Origin of the sequence: Actinoplanes sp. NPDC049599 (assembly GCF_044465625.1) — a bacterium.
Taxonomy (GTDB): Bacteria; Actinomycetota; Actinomycetes; order Mycobacteriales; family Micromonosporaceae; genus Actinoplanes.
Map to the genome: position 1 here is coordinate 170,541 of NZ_JBITLX010000010.1, position 17,793 is coordinate 188,333.

The 17,793-nt window shown below is 72.7% G+C and carries 18 protein-coding genes; 12 read left to right on the plus strand and 6 right to left on the minus strand.

Translation table 11 applies throughout. The annotated features are described in order from the left end of the window. Positions 1-5: 5 nt before the first annotated feature. The 10 genes from pelF to ACIBQZ_RS20205 all read left to right on the plus strand — a co-directional run bounded on the left by pelF (position 6) and on the right by ACIBQZ_RS20205 (position 9,457). Entirely contained in the window at positions 6-1,568 is a 1,563-nt protein-coding gene (pelF, locus tag ACIBQZ_RS20160) for a GT4 family glycosyltransferase PelF (RefSeq protein WP_396090246.1), read from the plus strand. Next, positions 1,565-3,088, plus strand: a complete 1,524-nt coding sequence (locus tag ACIBQZ_RS20165) for a hypothetical protein (RefSeq protein ID WP_396090247.1) — start codon at positions 1,565-1,567, stop codon at positions 3,086-3,088. Before pelF ends, ACIBQZ_RS20165 begins: the two co-directional genes overlap by 4 nt. A 28-nt stretch (positions 3,089-3,116) precedes the next feature. After that, positions 3,117-3,845 carry a sugar phosphate nucleotidyltransferase gene (locus ACIBQZ_RS20170; RefSeq protein WP_396090248.1) on the plus strand — a complete coding sequence of 243 codons (729 nt, stop codon included), beginning with the start codon at positions 3,117-3,119 and terminating at the stop codon, positions 3,843-3,845. An 85-nt stretch (positions 3,846-3,930) separates the two neighbouring features. Further along, entirely contained in the window at positions 3,931-4,827 is an 897-nt protein-coding gene (locus ACIBQZ_RS20175; protein WP_396090249.1) for an NAD-dependent epimerase/dehydratase family protein, read from the plus strand. Next, entirely contained in the window at positions 4,824-5,765 is a 942-nt protein-coding gene (locus ACIBQZ_RS20180) for an endo alpha-1,4 polygalactosaminidase (protein ID WP_396090250.1), read from the plus strand. Before ACIBQZ_RS20175 ends, ACIBQZ_RS20180 begins: the two co-directional genes overlap by 4 nt. 19 nt (positions 5,766-5,784) lie before the next feature. Then, positions 5,785-7,101: a nucleotide sugar dehydrogenase gene (locus ACIBQZ_RS20185; protein WP_396090251.1), complete on the plus strand. Its 1,317-nt coding sequence runs from the start codon at positions 5,785-5,787 to the stop codon at positions 7,099-7,101. After that, entirely contained in the window at positions 7,098-8,063 is a 966-nt protein-coding gene (locus ACIBQZ_RS20190; protein WP_396090252.1) for an NAD-dependent epimerase/dehydratase family protein, read from the plus strand. The genes ACIBQZ_RS20185 and ACIBQZ_RS20190 overlap by 4 nt, the downstream gene beginning before the upstream one ends. After that, positions 8,063-8,749 carry a hypothetical protein gene (locus tag ACIBQZ_RS20195; protein ID WP_396090253.1) on the plus strand — a complete coding sequence of 229 codons (687 nt, stop codon included), beginning with the start codon at positions 8,063-8,065 and terminating at the stop codon, positions 8,747-8,749. Before ACIBQZ_RS20190 ends, ACIBQZ_RS20195 begins: the two co-directional genes overlap by 1 nt. Before the next feature lie 58 nt (positions 8,750-8,807). After that, complete coding sequence (locus ACIBQZ_RS20200; RefSeq protein WP_396090254.1) at positions 8,808-9,203, plus strand: hypothetical protein; 396 nt, start codon at positions 8,808-8,810, stop codon at positions 9,201-9,203. A gap of 77 nt (positions 9,204-9,280) precedes the next feature. Then, positions 9,281-9,457 carry a hypothetical protein gene (locus tag ACIBQZ_RS20205; protein ID WP_396090255.1) on the plus strand — a complete coding sequence of 59 codons (177 nt, stop codon included), beginning with the start codon at positions 9,281-9,283 and terminating at the stop codon, positions 9,455-9,457. Positions 9,458-9,495: 38 nt separating this feature from the next. Here the strand turns inward: ACIBQZ_RS20205 and ACIBQZ_RS20210 are convergent, their stop codons facing one another. Next, entirely contained in the window at positions 9,496-10,998 is a 1,503-nt protein-coding gene (locus ACIBQZ_RS20210) for a DHA2 family efflux MFS transporter permease subunit (protein WP_396090256.1), read from the minus strand. Positions 10,999-11,136: 138 nt separating this feature from the next. Between ACIBQZ_RS20210 and ACIBQZ_RS20215 the strand changes: the two genes are divergently transcribed. Together ACIBQZ_RS20215 and ACIBQZ_RS20220 are read left to right on the plus strand one after the other, a co-directional pair. Beyond that, positions 11,137-11,820 carry a TetR/AcrR family transcriptional regulator gene (locus ACIBQZ_RS20215; protein WP_396090257.1) on the plus strand — a complete coding sequence of 228 codons (684 nt, stop codon included), beginning with the start codon at positions 11,137-11,139 and terminating at the stop codon, positions 11,818-11,820. Between the two features lie 394 nt (positions 11,821-12,214). After that, a complete protein-coding gene (locus tag ACIBQZ_RS20220) occupies positions 12,215-12,955 on the plus strand; it encodes a GTP pyrophosphokinase family protein (protein ID WP_396090258.1) in 741 nt (246 codons plus the stop codon). 114 nt (positions 12,956-13,069) lie between these two features. Here the strand turns inward: ACIBQZ_RS20220 and ACIBQZ_RS20225 are convergent, their stop codons facing one another. The 5 genes from ACIBQZ_RS20225 to ACIBQZ_RS20245 all read right to left on the minus strand — a co-directional run bounded on the left by ACIBQZ_RS20225 (position 13,070) and on the right by ACIBQZ_RS20245 (position 17,699). Continuing rightward, the gene (locus tag ACIBQZ_RS20225; RefSeq protein ID WP_396090259.1) at positions 13,070-13,813 is read right to left on the minus strand and encodes a DUF6082 family protein; all 744 of its coding nucleotides are present in this window, start codon (positions 13,811-13,813) and stop codon (positions 13,070-13,072) included. A 117-nt stretch (positions 13,814-13,930) separates the two neighbouring features. After that, entirely contained in the window at positions 13,931-15,076 is a 1,146-nt protein-coding gene (locus ACIBQZ_RS20230; RefSeq protein WP_396090260.1) for a hypothetical protein, read from the minus strand. A 4-nt stretch (positions 15,077-15,080) separates the two neighbouring features. After that, on the minus strand, positions 15,081-16,025 hold the full coding sequence (locus tag ACIBQZ_RS20235; protein WP_396090261.1) for a hypothetical protein: 945 nt from the start codon (positions 16,023-16,025) through the stop codon (positions 15,081-15,083). Further along, the gene (locus tag ACIBQZ_RS20240) at positions 16,022-17,377 is read right to left on the minus strand and encodes a hypothetical protein (RefSeq protein WP_396090262.1); all 1,356 of its coding nucleotides are present in this window, start codon (positions 17,375-17,377) and stop codon (positions 16,022-16,024) included. The genes ACIBQZ_RS20235 and ACIBQZ_RS20240 overlap by 4 nt, the downstream gene beginning before the upstream one ends. Positions 17,378-17,402: 25 nt before the next feature. Further along, positions 17,403-17,699 carry a chorismate mutase gene (locus ACIBQZ_RS20245; RefSeq protein ID WP_396090263.1) on the minus strand — a complete coding sequence of 99 codons (297 nt, stop codon included), beginning with the start codon at positions 17,697-17,699 and terminating at the stop codon, positions 17,403-17,405. Positions 17,700-17,793 lie beyond the last annotated feature (94 nt).

Consider the following 17,793-nt stretch of genomic DNA (forward strand, 5'->3'; position numbering starts at 1 on the left):
GCCCGGTGAGGATCGCGCTGGTGTCGGAGGGCACCTACCCGTACGCGATGGGTGGGGTGAGCGTCTGGTGCGAGCAGCTCATCAAGGGCATGCCGGACTACCGCTGGGACGTCGTCGCGCTCACCGTCGACGGCGCCGAGCAGTCGGTCTTCCCGGCGCCGGGCAACCTGGACACGGTGCACTCGATCCCGCTGTGGGGCGCGCGGCCACCCGGCCGCCGCCCCCGGCGGGGCTCGCACCGCCGGCCGGGCGCGTCCTTCACCGAACCGTACGAGGTGTTCCTGCGGGCGCTGGTGACCCCGCTGGAGTCCACCCGGTCCGAGCAGAGCGCGGTCAGCCGCAGCATGTTCCTGCTGGCCCTGCGCGGGCTGTTCGAGTACGCCGCGGCCGGCGGCGACCTGAGCGCGGCGCTGCTGTCCAACCAAGCCCTGACGATGACCCTGGACACCTGGCGGGACCTGCGGGTCGACGAGGTGGGCCCGGCGCCGACGGTCGCCGACGCGGTCGAGGCCGCCTGGCTCATCGAGCACATGCTGCGCCCGCTGAGCGCCGCACCGGTCCGGGCCGACATCGTGCACTCCTCGATGAACGGGCTGGCCACGCTCGTCGGGATGACCGCCAAGTGGCAGCACGGCACCCCGCTGGTGATGTCCGAGCACGGCATCTACCTGCGTGAGCGGTACATCGCCCACCTGCACGACGACGCTTCGCATCCGGTACGCGTGCTGGCGCTGAGCTTCTTCCGCCAGCTGGCCGGGGCGGCGTACCTGATCACCGACGTGCTCGCGCCGCACTCGATGTACAACCGGCGCTGGCAGCTGCACAACGGCGCCGACCCGGATCGCATGTGGACGATGTACAACGGGGTCGAGCCCGAGGAGTTCCCGGCCGCCACCACCGAACCCGAGCTGCCCACCATCTCGTACATGGGCCGGGTCGACCCGCTCAAGGACCTGCACACGCTGATCCGGGCGTTCGCGCTGGTCCGGGCCGAGCTGCCGGAGGCCCGGCTGCGCATCTTCGGCGGCACCCCGGCGGTCAACCGGATCTACCACGAGAGCTGCGAGCGGCTCATCGAAGAGCTCGGCCTGACCGGCGCCGCCGTGCTGGAAGGCCGGGTCGGCAACGCCGTCGACGCCTACCACGCCGGCAGCATCGTCGCGCTGACCAGCATCTCCGAGGGCTTCCCGTACACGGTCGTGGAGGCGATGGCGTGCGGGCGGCCGACCGTGTGCACCAACGTCGGCGGGGTGTCCGAGGCGGTCGGCGACACCGGCTTCGTCGTGCCGCCGCGCGACTACGCCGCGGTGGCCGAGTCCTGCCTCAAGCTGCTGCGCGACGACGAGCTGCGCCGCCGGCTCGGGGTCCGGGCCCGCGCCCGGGTCCTGGAGCACTTCACGTTGCGCCGCTCGCTGGAGATGTACCGCAACGTCTACGAGAGCCTCGCCACCCCGCTCAGGGCCTCCCCGCCGCCGCGGCACCTGCGCGGCCAGGACCTCGGCCCCGCCGGCGCGCCCGCACCGCGGGCGCCGGCCGGACGGCTCCAGCTCGGCGGTGAGGCGCGATGAGCCTCGACAGCGACCTCGACCCGAACCGCCAGCGGCTCGGCTCCATCATGGCCGCCGCGGCGGCCACCCGGGCCACCGGCCCGGGAGAGCACACCGTGCTGCTGCCGCGGATCTCCACCGATCCGCTGGACGACCTGGTGGAACGGGTACGCCCGCAGCTGGGTCGAGCGGTCGACTCGCTGCACGTGGCGGCCGCCCTGGAAGCCGACGGACTCACCGACCGCGGCGCCCGCGTCGAGTACGGCTACCACGACGTCTTCGCCCTGGCGACCGAGGTGTTCCGCCGCCTCGGCCCGCGGCTGCCGGTGACCCGGGACCAGGCGGGCCGCGACCCGAAGGCCTGGCGGGAGAGCCTGCGCCTGATCGCCCACGGCCCGCTGTACGTGTTGCCCAGCACCGCCTTCCCCGCGGTGCTGGCGATCGTCGGGCGGCGCTCGCTGGTGCTCGGGCTGGTCGTCGCGAGCGTGCTCGGCTGGGTCTACGCCGGCGCCACCGCGCATGCCGCGTACCGGATGCTGGGTTTCGGCCGGCCACGCGCCGCCGCCCGGGTCCTCACCGCCGCGGCCCTGACCGCCCCGCTGGCCGGGCTCGCGGCCGGCGCCGCGCTGCTCGGCCTCGCCGGCGGCGGGCCCGCGCTGGTCGCGCTGATCGCCTGCCTGGTGGCCTACCAGCTGACCAGCACCGTGCTGGTCTGCTACCGCCGGGAGCGGTGGCTGGCGCTCGCCCTGACCCCGGCGTTCCTGGCCGGGTCGGCCTATCTGGTCCTCGGCCCGGGCCTGCGGCCCTGGTCGGTCGGGGCGGCGGCCGGGGGCGTGCTCGCCGCGTTCCTGAGTGCGGTGCTGCTGGGCGTGCGGCGCGGCCGGGCCGCGGTGCTGCCGGAACCCCCGTTGCGGGTCGCGCTGCGACCGGAGGTGCCGGCCCTGCTCGGGGTCAGCGCGTACGGGTTGTGCTCGGCGGTGCTGCTGCTGCACGCCGAGGCGCCGTACCTGCTGGGCCGGCTCGACATCGCGATCGCCGCCGCGCCGCTGATCCTCAGCATGGGAGTGGTCGAGTGGCGGGCGGAACGGTTCCGGCCGCAGGCGGTCGCGCTGGTCCGCCGGGTCGAGCGCCCGGCGCAGTTCGTCCGCGGCGTCCGGCGGCTGCTGGCCCGCGAGACGGCCATCTGCGTGCTCGCTCCCGCGGTGCCGGCGGTCGCCCTGCTGGCCGGGCTGGCCCAGCTGGGGCTGCTGTCGGCCGCCGGGATCGTGATGACCGCCGCGCACGTCGCGCTGGGCGGCGCGTACCTGATCGCCTTCCTGCTCGCCGGGCGCGACCGGTTCGGCTGGCTGTGCGGATCCATGCTCGCCGCCATGACGGTCCATCTAGGACTCGGCTGGTTCGCCGGCGCCGCGCCGCTGCTCGGCCGTCCCGGGTCCGCGCTGCTGGACACCTCGCTCTACCTGGGCAGCGTGCTGCTGCTCCAGGCGTTCTTCCTGCTCGGCCTGGTCCCGATCCTCGGCCAGGCCCGGCACTACCGCTAGCTCCGACACGTGGGGAGGCAAGTCAGCGATGCACGCAGTGATCCTTGCCGGCGGCAAAGGCGTCCGGCTGCGGCCGTACACGACGGCGTTGCCCAAGCCGCTGATGCCGATCGGTGACCACCATTCGATCCTGCAGATCGTGCTGGACCAGCTCGCGTCGTGCGGCTTCACGTCGGTGACGCTGGCGATCAACCACCTGGGCCCGCTGATCCGGGCGTTCGTCGGCGACGGCGCCCGCTGGGGGCTGTGCATCGACTACGTCGAGGAGAACGTGCCGCTGTCCACTGTGGGCCCGCTGTTCGCGATCAAGAACACGCTGCCCGAGGAATTCCTGGTGATGAACGGCGACATCCTGACCGACCTCGACTACGCCGAGCTGCTCGCCGCGCACACCCTCGGCGGCAGCCCGCTCACCGTCGCCACCGCCGCGCAGACCCACAAGATCGACTTCGGGGTGCTCGACGTCGAGGGCGGCCGGATCGTCGGCTTCCGCGAGAAGCCGGTGCTCAGCTACCCGGTCAGCATGGGCGTCTACGGCATGTCCCGGCGGGCGCTCGCGCCTTACCCGCCGGGCCTGCCGTTCGGCTTCGACCAGCTGGTGCTGGACCTGCTGGGCCGCGGCGACCACCCGGCCACCTACCCGTTCGACGGCTTCTGGCTCGACATCGGCCGGCCCGAGGACTACGACGAGGCCAACCGCACCTGCGACAGCCTGCTGCCGCTGCTGCTACCGCAACGCTCGAAGGAGCCGGTATGACCGCCTGCACCGAGCGGCACCTGGCCGCACCGGGAGACGGCCTCGCAGGCGAGGGCCAGAAGGGCATGCCAGAGGGAGGCACGGTATGAGCTCTCGGGTGCTGCTGTTCGGGGCGTCCGGGTTCATCGGCGGGCATGTGCGCGCCGCGCTGGAGGCCGACCCCCGGATCGGGGCGGTGATCTGCCCCGGCCGGCGGGACCACGACCTGATCGACGGCGACCACCGCGGGCTGGTCCAGGTCATCCGGGACAGCACGCCCACCGCGATCGTCAGCTGCGTGGGCCGGCTGGGCGGCACCGACGCGGAGCTGATCCGGGGCAACACCCTGGTGGCGACCAAGCTGCTGGAGGCGGCCACGGCCGTCCGGCCCGGCGTGCGGCTGGTCCGGCTGGGCTCCGCCGGGGAGTACGGCGCCGTCCCGCACGGGCACGCCGTCACCGAGGACGCGCCGCCGCACCCGGTGGCCGCGTACGGCGTCAGCCACCTGGCCGGCACCCGGCTGTTCCAGCTTGCCGGGGAGAGCGGCATCGTCGACGCGGTCTCGCTGCGGGTGTTCAACCCGATCGGGCCCGGGATGTCGGCCGAGACGATGCTGGGCAGCGCCGCCGGGAAGATCCGGACGGCGCTGGCCACCGGGGCCGGGGAGATCACCCTGGGGCCGCTGGCGGCGTACCGGGACTTCGTCGACGTGCGCGACCTCGCCGCGGTGGTCCCGGCCGTGCTGCGGGCGGACCGGTTGCGGCACCGGGTCTTCAACGTCGGCAGCGGCCGGGCGGTCCGCGCGCGGGAGGCGGTGCGGCTGCTCGCCGAGGCGGCCGGCTACCGCGGCGAGATCCGCGAGCGGGGCGCCGGGCCGCGGCGCTCGGCGACGGTGGACTGGATCCAGGCGGACGTGCGGCGCGCCCGCGAGGAGCTGGGCTGGGTGCCCGGCCACGACCTGGCAACGTCCATCAAGGACATCTGGGCGGGTGCGGCCGGATGACAGCCCGGCGGCGCGGGATATTGCTGGTGGCCCTGGCCGCGGTCGTGGCGCTGGTGGCCGGTGCCGTGCTGCTCGCCCGTACCGGGAGGGACCGCGGACCGGCCGCGGCCGGGACCGTGCCGCCGGGCCGGATCTCCAGCTGGGCCTACCAGCTCCAGGGCTACGCCGGGGGCCGGCTCGACCAGGTCGCCGCCGGCCCCTACCAGCTCGCCGTGATCGACCTGGCCCGGGATGCGCACGCCGACTACTTCCGTGCCGAGGAGATCCGCGCGGTGCAGCGCACCGGCAAGCGGGTGCTGGCCTACTTCGAGATCGGCAGCATCGAGGACTTCCGGCCCGAGTATCCGGCGTTGCGCCGCGACGCCGGCGACCTGATCGCCAACGAGTGGCGCGACTGGCCGGGGGAGTACTTCGTGCGCTACTGGGACGAGCGCTGGTGGGACCGGGTGCTGCGGGCACGGCTCGACCAGGCCCTGGCCGCCGGCTTCGACGGCGCCTACCTCGACACCCCGCTGGCCTACGAGCAGCTCGACCCCGGCTACGCCGAGGGCCGTGACCGCACCGCGCTGGGCGCCGCGATGGCCGCGCTCATCGCGCGGATCAGCGCGTACGCGAAAGCCCGCCGCCCGGGGTTCCTCGTCGTCCCGCAGAACTCGCCGGAGCTGCGCCGCTTCGCCGGCTACACCGCGGCGATCGACGGCATCGCGATGGAGGAGCTGTTCTTCCTCGCCACCGACGGACCGTGCACACAGGACTGGTGCGCGGAGAACCTGGCTGACACCCGGGCGCTGCGCGACGCCGGCAAGTTCGTGCTCAGCGTCGACTACGCCACCCGGCCCGCCGACATCCGCTCGGCCTGCCGCCACTACCGCACCGAACGCTTCGCCGGCACGGTCACCGTGCTGGCCCTCGACCGCCTCACCCCGCCCTGCACCTGAACCGGAAGGACGATCGCACATGCCGAAGACAATCGGTGTCGTCGGGCTCGGCTACGTCGGGCTCACGCTCACCGCCGCGCTGGCGGACAAGGGCTTCGTCGTGCACGGCTGCGACGTGTCACCCGGCGTCCTGGACACGCTGGCGCGCGGCCGGTCGCACATCTTCGAGCCGGGCGTCGGGGAGGTGTTCGCCGAGCAGATCAACATCCGCATCCACGTCGGCACCGAACTGCCGCCGGACACCGTCGAGGTCGCCGTGATCAGCGTGTCGACGCCGGTCGACGAGAGCACCCGCCGGCCCAACCTGGCCAACCTCGCCGCCGCCGCCCGCGGCGTCGCGGCCCGCTGCCGGCCGGGCACCCTGGTGGTGGTCCGCAGCACCGTGCCGGTCGGCACCAGCCGCCAGGTCGTGCTGCCGGAGCTGCGCGCGGCCTGGGGCGACGACGTCAAGCTGGTGATGGCGCCGGAGCGGACCATCCAGGGCCAGGCGCTGCGCGAGCTCGTCGAGCTGCCCCAGGTGATCGGCGGCCTCGACGAGCCCAGCCTGCGGGCCGGCGTGGAGTTCTTCGCCGGCCTGGCCCGCACCGTCGTGCCGGTGTCCGGATTGGAGACCGCCGAGCTGGTCAAGCTCTCCAACAACTGCCACACCGACCTGATCTACGCGTTCGGCAACGAGATCGCGCTGATCGCCGAGCGGCACGGGCTGGACCCGCTGGAGGTGATCCGGGCGGCCAACGCGGACTACCCCCGGCCCGACCTGTCCAAGCCCGGCTACGTCGGCGGCGGGTGCCTGTCCAAGGACCCGTACATCATGATCGACAGTGCCCGGGGGCGGGAGCCGTTGCTGGTCGGCCGGGCCCGCGAGCTCAACGAGTTCCTGCCGGTGCACGTTGCCGAGACGGTCGTCCGGATGCTCCAGGAGACCCGCGGCGAGACCCGGGGCACCCGGCTGGCGGTGCTCGGGTGGGCGTACAAGGGCTGGCCGCCCACCGACGACATGCGCGGCACCCCGATCGCGGGCATGATGCCGGCCTTCTCGGCCGCCGGCATCACCGTCACCGGCCACGACCCGATGGTCTCCGCCGACGTCATCCGCCAGTACGGCGGCGAGCCGGTCAGCCTCGACAAGGCGTTCACCGACGCCGACGCGGTGCTGATCATCAACGACCACCCGGACTACCGGGCGATCCGGATCCCGGACGTGCTCGGCGCGGCCCGGCCGGCCTTCATCTACGACTCGTGGCGGGTGCTGGACGCCGACGCGGTCGCCGCGGCCGGGATCCGCTACGCGGGGCTGGGCTACCTGCCGCGTTTCAACGCGGGGGTGCACGCGTGAGGGCGCTGCTGCTGGGCGGCGCCGGGTTCATCGGGCTGCACCTGGCGCGCCGGCTGGTGGCCGAGGGCCACGAGGTGACCATTGTGGACGACTTCTCCCGGGGGCGGGAGGACCGGGACCTGAACGCGTTGCGCGGTGCTCCCGCCGTACGGGTGATCTCGGGGGATCTGACCGAGCCCACCACCTGTGCGGGACTGCCGCGCGGCTGGGACCAGATCTATCTGCTCGCGGCCGTGGTCGGGGTCCGCAACGTGGAGGCCGACCCGGCCCGGGTGGTCCGGGTCAACACGCTGGCGGCGCTGCACCTGCTGGACTGGATCGCGCCCGGCGAGCGGGTCTTCTTCGCCTCCACCAGCGAGGTCTACGCCGGCGGCGTCGAGGCGGGCGTCGTCGCGGTGCCGACCCCGGAGGACATCCCGGTGATGATCTCCGACATCACCGCACCCCGCTTCGCGTACGCGGTCAGCAAGCTCCTCGGCGAAGCGGCGTTCCTGCACACCGCCCGCGCGAAGGGCTTCGACGCCGTGGTCGGCCGCTTCCACAACGTGTACGGCCCCCGGATGGGCGCCGACCACGTGATCCCGGAGATGTCCCTGCGGGCGCTGCGCGGCGACGACCCGTTCCGGGTGCCGGGCGCGGATCAGTTCCGCGCGTTCTGCCACGTCGACGACGCGGTCGAGGCGATGCTGCGGCTGATGGCGGCCCCGGAGGCGGCCGGGCAGATCGTGCACATCGGCAACGACCGCGACGAGACCAACATCGGCGACCTGGCCAAGCTGGTGCTGCGGCTGGCCGGGGCGAGCCCGGTGATCGAACCCCGGGCGGCGCCGGCGGGCTCGGTGCCGCGCCGCTGCCCCGACCTGACCCGGCTGCGCGACCTGACCGGCTACGAGCCGGCCGTGCCGCTGGAGGAAGGCGTCCGCACCACCTACACCTGGTACCGCGAGAACGGATGGCCGTGATGACACCGATCTGCTTCTACTACGGCGACGGACACCTCGACGAGCTGGCGACGTACCCCCGCGTCGTGCTGCAGCCGGACTTCTACAGCGCCCGGGAACTGCGGTCGCTGGCGGACCAGGGGGTGCAGACGCTGGGCTACCTGTCGCTGTCGGAGGACCAGGGCCCGCCGGCGCCGTGGCAGCGCCAGGAGCGCAACCCGGACTGGGGCGGCGCGTTCGTGCAGGTGGGCCATCCGCTGTGGGTGGAACACGTGATCGGCCAGGCCCAGCAGGCGATGGCGGCCGGTTTCGCGGGCCTGTTCCTGGACACGCTGAACGTGGAGCTGACGTTCCCGGAGGACGTGCCGCACCTGCTGACGCTGGTGGCGGCGATCCGCACCGAGGCGGAACCGGCGTACCTGCTGGCGAACCGCGGCTTCGGCATGCTGCCCCGGCTGGCCGAACTGGTCGACGGGGTGGTCTTCGAATCGTTCTCGGCGCGGTGGACGGATGAGGGGTATGCGCCGTGGCCGGCTGATGTGCTGGAGTTCCATGCCCAGATCGCGGAGCAGCTGTTGCAGCTGGAGCTGGATCTGTACGCCCTGGACTATGCGGACACGCCGGGGCTGACGGATTTTGCCATGCGACGGGCTCGGCAGTTCGGGATGCAGTGCGTGGTGAGCGATCGGGCCCTGTCCCGGGTCTGAGCAGGCTGTCTCGGCCGGCGTTCGGGAAAATGTCAGAGGGTGGCGGCATCATCGGGGTATGGCTGAATCCGCCACCCCGTTGTCCCATCCGCGCCTGGAGTTGTCGCTGGTGGAGGCTCGCACGCGCTTCGTGCAGCTCGCCCGGCTCGCCGGCCTGACGCAGCAGACCACCGTGGTCACCGAGGACGGCCGCCCCCTGGCGGCGATCGTGCCGATCGGCGCGACGCAGCCGGAGCGGCCGAACCCGGAGCGGCCGAACCCGGCGGCGGCCGGGTGGATCAGACGCATCGACAAGCTCCGCGCCGAGCTCCGGCGCCAGCACGAGGGCCTGGAGCAGGCGCTGGAGGAAGCCTGGCGGGAGCTCGACAGGCTGCGGCCACCGGGCGCCGACCGCGAGATCGACACGCTGCGCACGGCCCACGCCGACATCCGCCGGCCCCGGGCGCCCGGGTAGGGCGTCGCCCTGTGACGAACCCCTTGATGGCCACGGCAGTGCCGCCACTCAGATCGGCGGGCGGTCCGGTCCGGCTCGTGTCGTGTCACACCGGCCGGGTCGACGAGGGCGTGGACGCTGCGCTCGCCGCGCAGCAGGTCGCCGAAATCCTCGGGGTGCCCGTGCCGGCCCCGACCCAACCGGTCGGTGTCAGCCCCAACCTCATCGCCGCCACGGGCCGGGCCGGCGGTGACTGCCCGCCGGCCCGGCCGTAACACTCGTGAACCCCACCGGCGAGTGCGCCGGGTCCAGATCAGTGGGCGATGACCGGTGCCGCGTCCGGGTCGACCGCGAGCGGCCCGTTCCGGAAGAGGACCGCCGCCGCCAGCGCCGCGATCACGAAGAAGCCCGCCGACCACCAGAACACGGTGTGGTAGCTCTCCATCGCCGCCTGGGCCGCCAGCTGCGGCGTCGGGGTCTTGCCCGCCAGGTGGTTGCTTGCCGCGGTGGCCGCGAACGAGCTCAGCAGCGCCGTACCGATGGAGCCACCGATCTGCTGGACCGTGTTGATCATTGCCGAGGCGACGCCGGCGTCGCGGTGTTCGACGCCGGAGACGGCGGCGTTCTGGGTGGGTGCGAAGACCAGGCCGAGGCCGAGGCCGACGATGATCAGGCCGGGGAGCACGCCGGTCACGTACGTGGAGTCCAGCTCCAGCTGGGTGAGCAGGAGCATGCCGCCGGCCGCGATCAGCGCGCCGAGCGGGACCAGCGGGCGTGGGCCGATCTTCGGGGTGAGCAGCGAGCCGGCCGTGGTGGCGGTCAGCATGACGCCGCCGAGCATCGGCAGGAAGGCCAGGCCGGTCTCGATCGGCGTGAACGCCAGGATGGTGGTCAGGTAGTAGGTGAGGAAGAGGAAGATGCCGAACATGCCGGCGCCGGCGATCGCGATGGAGGCGTACGAGCCGCCGCGGTTGCGGTCCAGCACCACGCGCAGCGGCAGCAGCGGGTTGGGCACCCGGAGCTCGACCAGCACGAACAGGGTCAGCACGAGGACGCCGGCGATGATCGGGCCCAGCGTCCAGGCGTCGCTCCAGCCGTGCGACTCGGCGTTGCCCAGCCCGTAGACCAGCGCGACCAGGCCGAAGACCGCGGTCACGGTGCCGAGCAGGTCCAGCTTGCCGTGCGCCGTGCTGGGCTCGTCGCGCAGCTTGAACGTCGCGCCGACGACCGCGAGGGCGGCGATGGCCAGGTTGACGTAGAGGCACCAGCGCCAGGACGCGTACTCGGTGAGCACGCCGCCGAGCAGCAGGCCGATGCCACCGCCCGCGCCGGAGATCGCGCCGAAGATGCCGAAGGCCTTGCCGCGTTCGGTGGGGTCGGTGAACGTGATGGTCAGCAGCGACAGCGCGGCCGGGGCCAGCGCGGCGCCGAAGACGCCCTGCAGCGCCCGCGCGGTGATGAGCAGCTCCAGGTTCTGCGCCATGCCGCCCAGCGCGGAGGCCAGCGCGAAGCCGACCAGGCCGATGATGAACATCCGCTTGCGGCCGAAGAAGTCGGAGAGCCGGCCGCCGAGCAGCAGCAGGCTGCCGAACGCCAGCGCGTACCCGGTGACGACCCACTGCCGGCCGGAATCGGAGAAGCCGATGTCGGCCTGCGCGGTGGGCAGCGCGATGTTCACGATGGTGGCGTCCAGGACGACCATCAGCTGGGCCAGCGCCAGCACGACCAGTGCCCACCACCGACCGGCGTGCCGGTCGGCCGCCGAGGTGCCCGGGCGTCCGGCCGGTGAGGTGAGGCGTTCCGCAGTTGTGGTCATCGGCGTCCTTATCAGCGGTCTACGTTGAGGTTCGATCTCCGCATCGGAAAGCTAGCCGCTAAGTTGAGGACCTGGCTCCGTTTTGTTCGGCAGCTCACAAAAAGTTGAGGGGCGTCCTCCACTTGTTAGCCTGTAGGTATGACAAACGCGGATGAGCAGCCCCGCGCGGGCTTCTGCCGCCCGCTGCGCCGGGACGCGCAGCTCAACCGGCAGCGCATCATCGAGGCAGCCCGGGAGATCTTCGCGGTGCGCGGCCTGGCTGCCACCCTCGACGACGTGGCCCATCACGCCGGCGTCGGCATCGGTACGGTCTACCGCCGCTTCCCGACCAAGGAGGAGCTGGTCGATGCCGCCCTCGAGGACCGGCTGGCGGAGTTCGCGGGCGCCGCGGAGGCCGCCCTGCGCGCACCGACCGGTTGGGAGGGGCTGACCGCGTTCCTGCGCACCGTCGCCGAGATGCACGCCGCCGACCGTGGCCTGCGCGACGTCGCCCTGGGCGCCGGCGTCGGCCACCGCCAGCACGAGAGGATCGCCGAGCGGATGGAACCGCTGGTCGACCAGCTCATCGAGCGCGCCCGCGCCGAAGGGACGCTGCGCCCCGACATCACCGCCGAGGACCTGCCGCCGCTGCTGATGATGATCAGCGACCTGGCCCACCACAGCCACCCGGTCCGGCCCGACCTCTACCGGCGGTATCTGCAGCTGCTCATCGACGGGCTGCGGTGCGCGCCCACGGCGGGAGACCTCGGCCGGCCGCTGACCCGCGACGACATCGACGCGCTCGCCCGCCAGTGGCTGCCTACCATCGAGCCCCGGCGATAGGGGGCGGTCCGCGGATCATGACCGTCGGCACCGGGTCCCAGGTCCGGCTGCGCCGGCTCCGACGTCCCGTCCGCACCGGGCCTCCTGCTCCCGCGGCACGGCTCCCGCATATGGCTGTGCGGGTGCTCGCTTTCCGGCTGCGCCGGTTTCCGCTTCTGTCCGCGCGGGGTCTCGCGTTCCGGCTGCGCCGGTTTCCGCTTCTGTCCGCGCGGGGTCTCGCGCTCCGGCTGCGCCGGTTCCCGCTTCTGATTCGCGGCTCGGCGTCGCCGGGGTCCGCGAGTGATCATTCAGCCGCCCGCGACGCGTCGAGCCGGTTGTCCGACCGATACTGGCGCGCCGGGCTTACCGTTGTCGCGGCGCCTGGCGCATCGCGAACGACACCGGAGACGACATCGTGACGATCGAGGAGCCCGAGCCCGCCGAGCCGGGCGCCGGCGGGCAGCAGATGGCCCGCTGGCGAACCGCCGACCAGGGCTACGCCGGGCCCGACCTGACGCCCCGGTCGGCGCCGGACGAGCTGGACGCGTTCCGGGGCCTGACCGGCGAGCTGACCCAGTTCATGCTGATCTACAAGTTCGGGCTCGCCGAGATCGGCACCAAGATCAATATCCTGACGGAGGAGCTGACCCACCGCGGCCGGGGCAACCCGATCGAGCACGTCAGCCCCCGGCTCAAGACCCCGTCCAGCATCATCGCCAAGGCACGGCGGATCAACTGCCCGCTGGCCTTCGACGACCTGCGCGCCCGCATCCGCGACATCGCCGGGATCCGGGTCGTCTGCGGCTTCGTCTCCGACGTCTACCTGGTCGCCGACATGCTGACCCGCCAGCCGGACCTCAACCTGGTGCAGACCAAGGACTACATCGCCGAGCCGAAGCCGAACGGCTACCGCAGCCTGCACCTGATCGTGGAGATCCCGGTCTTCCTGTCCGACCGGGTGGTGACGGTGCCGGTGGAGGTCCAGCTGCGAACCGTGGCGATGGACTTCTGGGCCAGCCTCGAACACAAGATCTACTACAAGTACGACCCGGACATCCCGGACCGCCTCCGCGAGGAACTGGCGGCAACGGCGGAGGACGCGGCCCGGCTGGACAAGCGGATGGAACTGCTGCACCGCGAGATCCACGGCCGCTGAGACCCGACGGCAGCGAAGGGTGGCGGATGATCGCCTGGCTGGCCACGAACGCGACAGCTGCCTCGGGGAATCCCGGCCTCGGCCGGCCGAGTTGTGCGGTCTTCGTCGCCCAGGTCAAGGGCGGTGCGCTGGACCATCCTGGCGCCCGCGCCTGACTCGCCGTCTGATCAGGCGGTTGGCCACGAAGCCAACGGCGACGACGGTTGCCGCCAGGCAGGAGATCCGAGCCGGGGGGTTGCCTGCTCTGCTCCGCGGTAGGTCGGATTCCGGCAGTTCGCCATGGACCGCCCGGCGCGTGGGTGCGGCACCTTCGCGGGTGTCGGCTGACGCCCATTCCTCGTGGACGACGCGCAAGAATTGCCTCCGGCGGCGTCCTCTGACGGTTGTCCAGTGTTCGTTGACCTGGCGCCACCAGTCCCTTGCGACGCGACTTCTGAACATGGTTGACGTCAGATTCCTCAATTCGGCGTCCGCTATCTCGCCCAGCTCCCACATCGTCATCCAGTAGGTCAGCACGAGGTTCGCATAGACCTTCCGCCGGTCTTCGGCTGCGAGCGGGCTGCCGTCCAGGACCTCGAAGAAGTCCGGGTTCTCGAGGCCGAGCTTGACCAGTTCGAAGTGCTGTTGCTTGTGCAGGTTCAGCAGGTCCTGGCGCACCTGCCGGGACTGCAGGAGCAGTGACCCGCCGATCGCCGACAGCGCCGCCGCCGACAGCAGGGCGGACGCCCCGCCATATGCCTGGCCGACGTCTGCCAGCCTCGGCCAGGGCAGCGACTCGCCCAGCAGCCGATACATCAGCAGTGGCGACCAGATCACGATTCCGGCACCCGCAGTGAGGGCTATGGCCAGAATGATCACGACAGGCGAGTGGCGCCGTCCTGTGGGTGCCATGACGCGTCCCATCCTTGCGCCGGCGACGAGAGGAATCGATCGCACTGACTTCACTGTAAGTGATGACGCAAATACGGAAACCGCTCAGTGGGCGAGCAGCAGGAACAAGCCCGCCCAGGTGTAGCCGATCATCAGCAGCACCACCGGCAGCTCGTCCGCCAGCGTCGCCAGCGCCGGCCGTTGCGGGCCGTCGGTCAGCGCCTTGTCATGAGCCACCACCACGCCCAGCACGTGCCCCGCGAGGATCAGCGTCACCTGCACCATCGCGAGCACCCCCGCCGCCGGCACGAAGTCCCACTGCGCGTCGTCCGCCAGGCCCCACTGCTGCACCGTCAGCAGCACCCCGCGCGGCGCCTCGACCAGCAGCAGCGACGCGTAGTGGGCCAGCGTGTACCCGACCGCGATCGGGATCAGCGACGCCGTCACGTCCAGGCGCCGGGCCAGCACCCGTACGCTGACCAGCACCAGCCCGCACAGCGCCAGCAGGACTGCCGTGCCGTACCGGATCGTCGGCACCAAGCCGGACGCGCTGTCGAAGATGGTTGATCCCCACCACACCGCGAGGAAGGCCGCCAGGCCGGGCCCGTCGGCGGTCTGCGCGATCCCGGCCAGCGGGTTGCGGTGCAGCCGTCCCGCGAGCGTCGAGGTGACCTCGAAGCAGTCACCGCCCGCGAACCACTCCTCGCCGTACATGGTGGCCAGCGCGAGCTGCACTGCCGCGTAGCCGAGCAGGAAGCTGCCCACCGCTGCCGGATCGCCGCGGTGCGGCGCCACCAGCTCGAACCAGACGAACGCCAGCAGCGCGATCGCGGCGGGCCAGCGCCCGGCCGACACCGGTACGGGCCAGAGCCCGCCCGCCGGCAGTCGAAGCAGCCGGAACACGGTCCGCAGCGGGTTCACCGCCCGCCAGACCGGTCCGAACACGATGCTGACCGGCACCAGCCCCACCCACAGCCAGACGAACAACGCGTGCGCGGCCGGGTTCGCCGGACCTGGCGGCCCGAGGAACGCGTTGCCGGTGAAGTAGAGCGCCGCGGCGAGCACGACGAAGCGAAGGCTGCGTCCCGGCGCCGGCCGCTCGGGGACGGGCGTGGTGAGTCGTGGCTGTTTCCACCACACCGCCACCACCAGGAACGAGACGACCACCGTGGCCGCGCCCGCCTGCAGCACCAGGTCAAGGGGCAGGGGCAGGTCCGGCGACTGTCCCACCCCGTGCGCCAGCACGGTCACCGGTTCACGCCCGGCGATCCTCGAGCCCTTCGGCGTCGCCGGCGGCAGGGTCCGGCTGGGCGATCCCGGTCGCGGTCGTGCCGGCCCCGGACTGCTGCGCGAGGGTACGCAGTGCCGACGCGCCCGCCACCGCCACGCCGACTCCGGCGCCCAGCGTCAGCACCACCAGGACCCGTTCGAGCGCCGGCGGGCCCGCGAACGGCAGCACCGCCCGATGCAGCGACGTCACGTCGGGCAGCACGAACACCGCGGTCAGGGCCGCGCCCGCGCAGATCGCCAGCACCCCGGCGGGCCGGCCGCGCAGCACCGCCACCGCGCCGCCGACGATCAGCGGCCAGTTGAGCAGGTTGATGCCACAGGCGCTCAGGAAGGTGCTCACCACCGGCGCCGATTCGACGGCCAGCGTCGAGCCGAGCACGTGCCCGGCCGACGCGGCCATCACGATGAGACCGGCCGCGGTCAGCGCCAGCTCGGGGCGGCGCAAGCGACGCGACACCAGGGGTACGCCCACCGCGGTCATCAGCGCAGCCGCCCACCACGGCAGCGGCGCCGGCGGTCGCTCGCCGACGAGTTCACCGGTGACCGTCACCGGCGTACCCCCGAGGTTCAGGACCAGCGACCAGGCCTGCCGGTCACCGGCCGCGACCGTGCGACCCTCCGGGCTGCTCCTGCTGTCGACCCAGGTCAGCTCGCCGCCGGGCGCGACCACGACGCCGTCCCCGGTCGGTACCGTGACCGGGGAGGACGTGCCGTTGCGCAGGCGCAGCCGGGCGCCGTCCTCGATGGCTTGCACCGCCAGGCCCGGCACGGCGGGCGTCACCGCCACCACGACGCTGCGGGCATCGGTGGCCGTCAGCCCGCCGGCGTGGGCCGCGGCCGGGGACGCCCCGGTGAGCAGCAGCCCACCGGCGACCAGCACAAGAAGAGCGGACCAGCGCAGCGCCCTCACGACGCGGGCACACCGGTCCGAGACTCGTCACCAGCCGCCACCGGCGCGGCCGGCTGTCCAGCGGTTGCAGCGGGCACGGCCGGCTTACCGGCGGTCGCGGGGGCCGTGGCGTGCTCGTCCGGGGCTGTCAGCGGTTGTCCAGCGGTTGCAGCAGGCACGACTGGCTTTGCGGCGGTTGCCGCAGCCTGCTCGTCTGCGGTTGCCGCGGCCTGCTCGTCTGCGGTTGCCGCGGCCGGCACCGGCTCGGTTGCGGGTGCCGGGGCCGTCGCTGCGGCCGGGTCACGGTCGGTGCCTGCTGGGGTGGCCGGGGCCGTGCCGGTCCGATCCGACGGTGGTTCCACCCGGCGGGCGATCAGGGCGGTCAGGCCGCCCGTGATGGCGACCAGCGTGAGCAGACCGCTGACCATGTGCACGTTCCAGCCGACTCCCACCACCCGGTCGGCCGCGATCAGCAGCGCGGCGCACACGATCAGCGGGGCGACCAGGCCCACCACGAACCACCGCACGTCGGCCGACCAGCGCACCGCCCGGCCCGCCACACGCAGCACCAGCTCGGCGCCGGCCGCCGCGCCCGCGACGGTGAGGGCCGGCCACCAGCCGTCGTCGGACGAGAACATCAGGTGCATCAGCAGCGCGGGCACCGCCACCAGCACGGTCGGGACCCCGATCGGGAGGCGCCAGCGCCGGCCCATCATCAGGATCGGCACGAGCAGCAGCACGGTGCTGAACAGGTAGCCGTGCATCACCTGGGCGTCCGTCGAGAAGATCCGGACCGGGCCGGCGTCACCGCGACCGAAGAAGGTGGTGCCGAAGATGGACGCGTGCAGCGAGTAGATGTGCAGCGGCAGCACCGACAGGAGTGCCGAGATGCACGCCAGGGTGCCGTCCGCCGCGGACAGGCCGCGGCCTGGCTTGCCCGCCAGCATCAGCGCCGGGCCGGCCGCCACCAGGACCATGCCCAGGATGATGAACTCGTGGCTCGGGCTGACGAAGATCTCCAGGCCCTGCTCGATGCCGAAGATGTTGTGCCACAGAGTGTCCACGCCACCGCCGACCAGCAGCAGCGCCATGCCGATCAGCGGGATCCGCAGCGCGTTGGGCAGCGCGAGCAGCGTCCGGTACGTCGGGATCACCGGCAGTCGGGAGCGCATCAGCCACACCAGCGTCAGGCCGGAGACGGCGATGCCCGAGTAGAGGACGCCGTGCCAGGGCGTCCAGAACGTCTCCAGCTCGGGCGTGGTGGCATGCGCGTACGCGTCGAGCTGCAGGCCGCTGACCAGCCAGGCGCTCGCGACCAGCAGCACCCACCGTTCACGCGCGCTGAACGACGCAGATGGCACGGAGCTCGTCACGCGGTCACTCCTTCGTTGAGGTGGATCACTGCGGGGACGTCGCCCGGCGGTGCTCGGACAGTTCCATGTCGATGTAGGCCTGCACCATCGCGCGGTAGATGCGTTCCACCACGTCCGGGTCGGCCCCCGCGGTGGCGGCGTGCGCCCGGGCCCGGGTGACGACCTGCTCGACGCGGGCCGGGGCCTGCACGGCCTGCGGGTCGCGTTTGAGCGGGGCGGCGCGGCGCACCAGGCGCTCGCGGCGGGCCAGCAGGCGCACCAGGTCGGCGTCCACGACATCGATCGCTGTTCTGATCTCGTCCAGCGAAATCGGCTCGGGCATGTCGGACATCCTCGCACGGTTGCGGCGCGCGCAAGGTTCCCCGGCCCCGCACAGCCGGCTCCGGTCGCGGCCGGCAGCGAGTGCAGGGCCGTGC

Bases quoted from the DNA above. Each gene is read 5' to 3' on its own strand.
- ACIBQZ_RS20165 (WP_396090247.1), top strand. From the start codon at position 1,565: ATGAGCCTCGACAGCGACCTCGACCCGAACCGCCAGCGGCTCGGCTCC.
- ACIBQZ_RS20170 (WP_396090248.1), top strand. From the start codon at position 3,117: ATGCACGCAGTGATCCTTGCCGGCGGCAAAGGCGTCCGGCTGCGGCCG.
- ACIBQZ_RS20175 (WP_396090249.1), top strand. From the start codon at position 3,931: ATGAGCTCTCGGGTGCTGCTGTTCGGGGCGTCCGGGTTCATCGGCGGG.
- ACIBQZ_RS20180 (WP_396090250.1), top strand. From the start codon at position 4,824: ATGACAGCCCGGCGGCGCGGGATATTGCTGGTGGCCCTGGCCGCGGTC.
- ACIBQZ_RS20185 (WP_396090251.1), top strand. From the start codon at position 5,785: ATGCCGAAGACAATCGGTGTCGTCGGGCTCGGCTACGTCGGGCTCACG.
- ACIBQZ_RS20195 (WP_396090253.1), top strand. From the start codon at position 8,063: ATGACACCGATCTGCTTCTACTACGGCGACGGACACCTCGACGAGCTG.
- ACIBQZ_RS20200 (WP_396090254.1), top strand. From the start codon at position 8,808: ATGGCTGAATCCGCCACCCCGTTGTCCCATCCGCGCCTGGAGTTGTCG.
- ACIBQZ_RS20210 (WP_396090256.1), bottom strand. From the start codon at position 10,998: ATGACCACAACTGCGGAACGCCTCACCTCACCGGCCGGACGCCCGGGC.
- ACIBQZ_RS20215 (WP_396090257.1), top strand. From the start codon at position 11,137: ATGACAAACGCGGATGAGCAGCCCCGCGCGGGCTTCTGCCGCCCGCTG.
- ACIBQZ_RS20245 (WP_396090263.1), bottom strand. From the start codon at position 17,699: ATGCCCGAGCCGATTTCGCTGGACGAGATCAGAACAGCGATCGATGTC.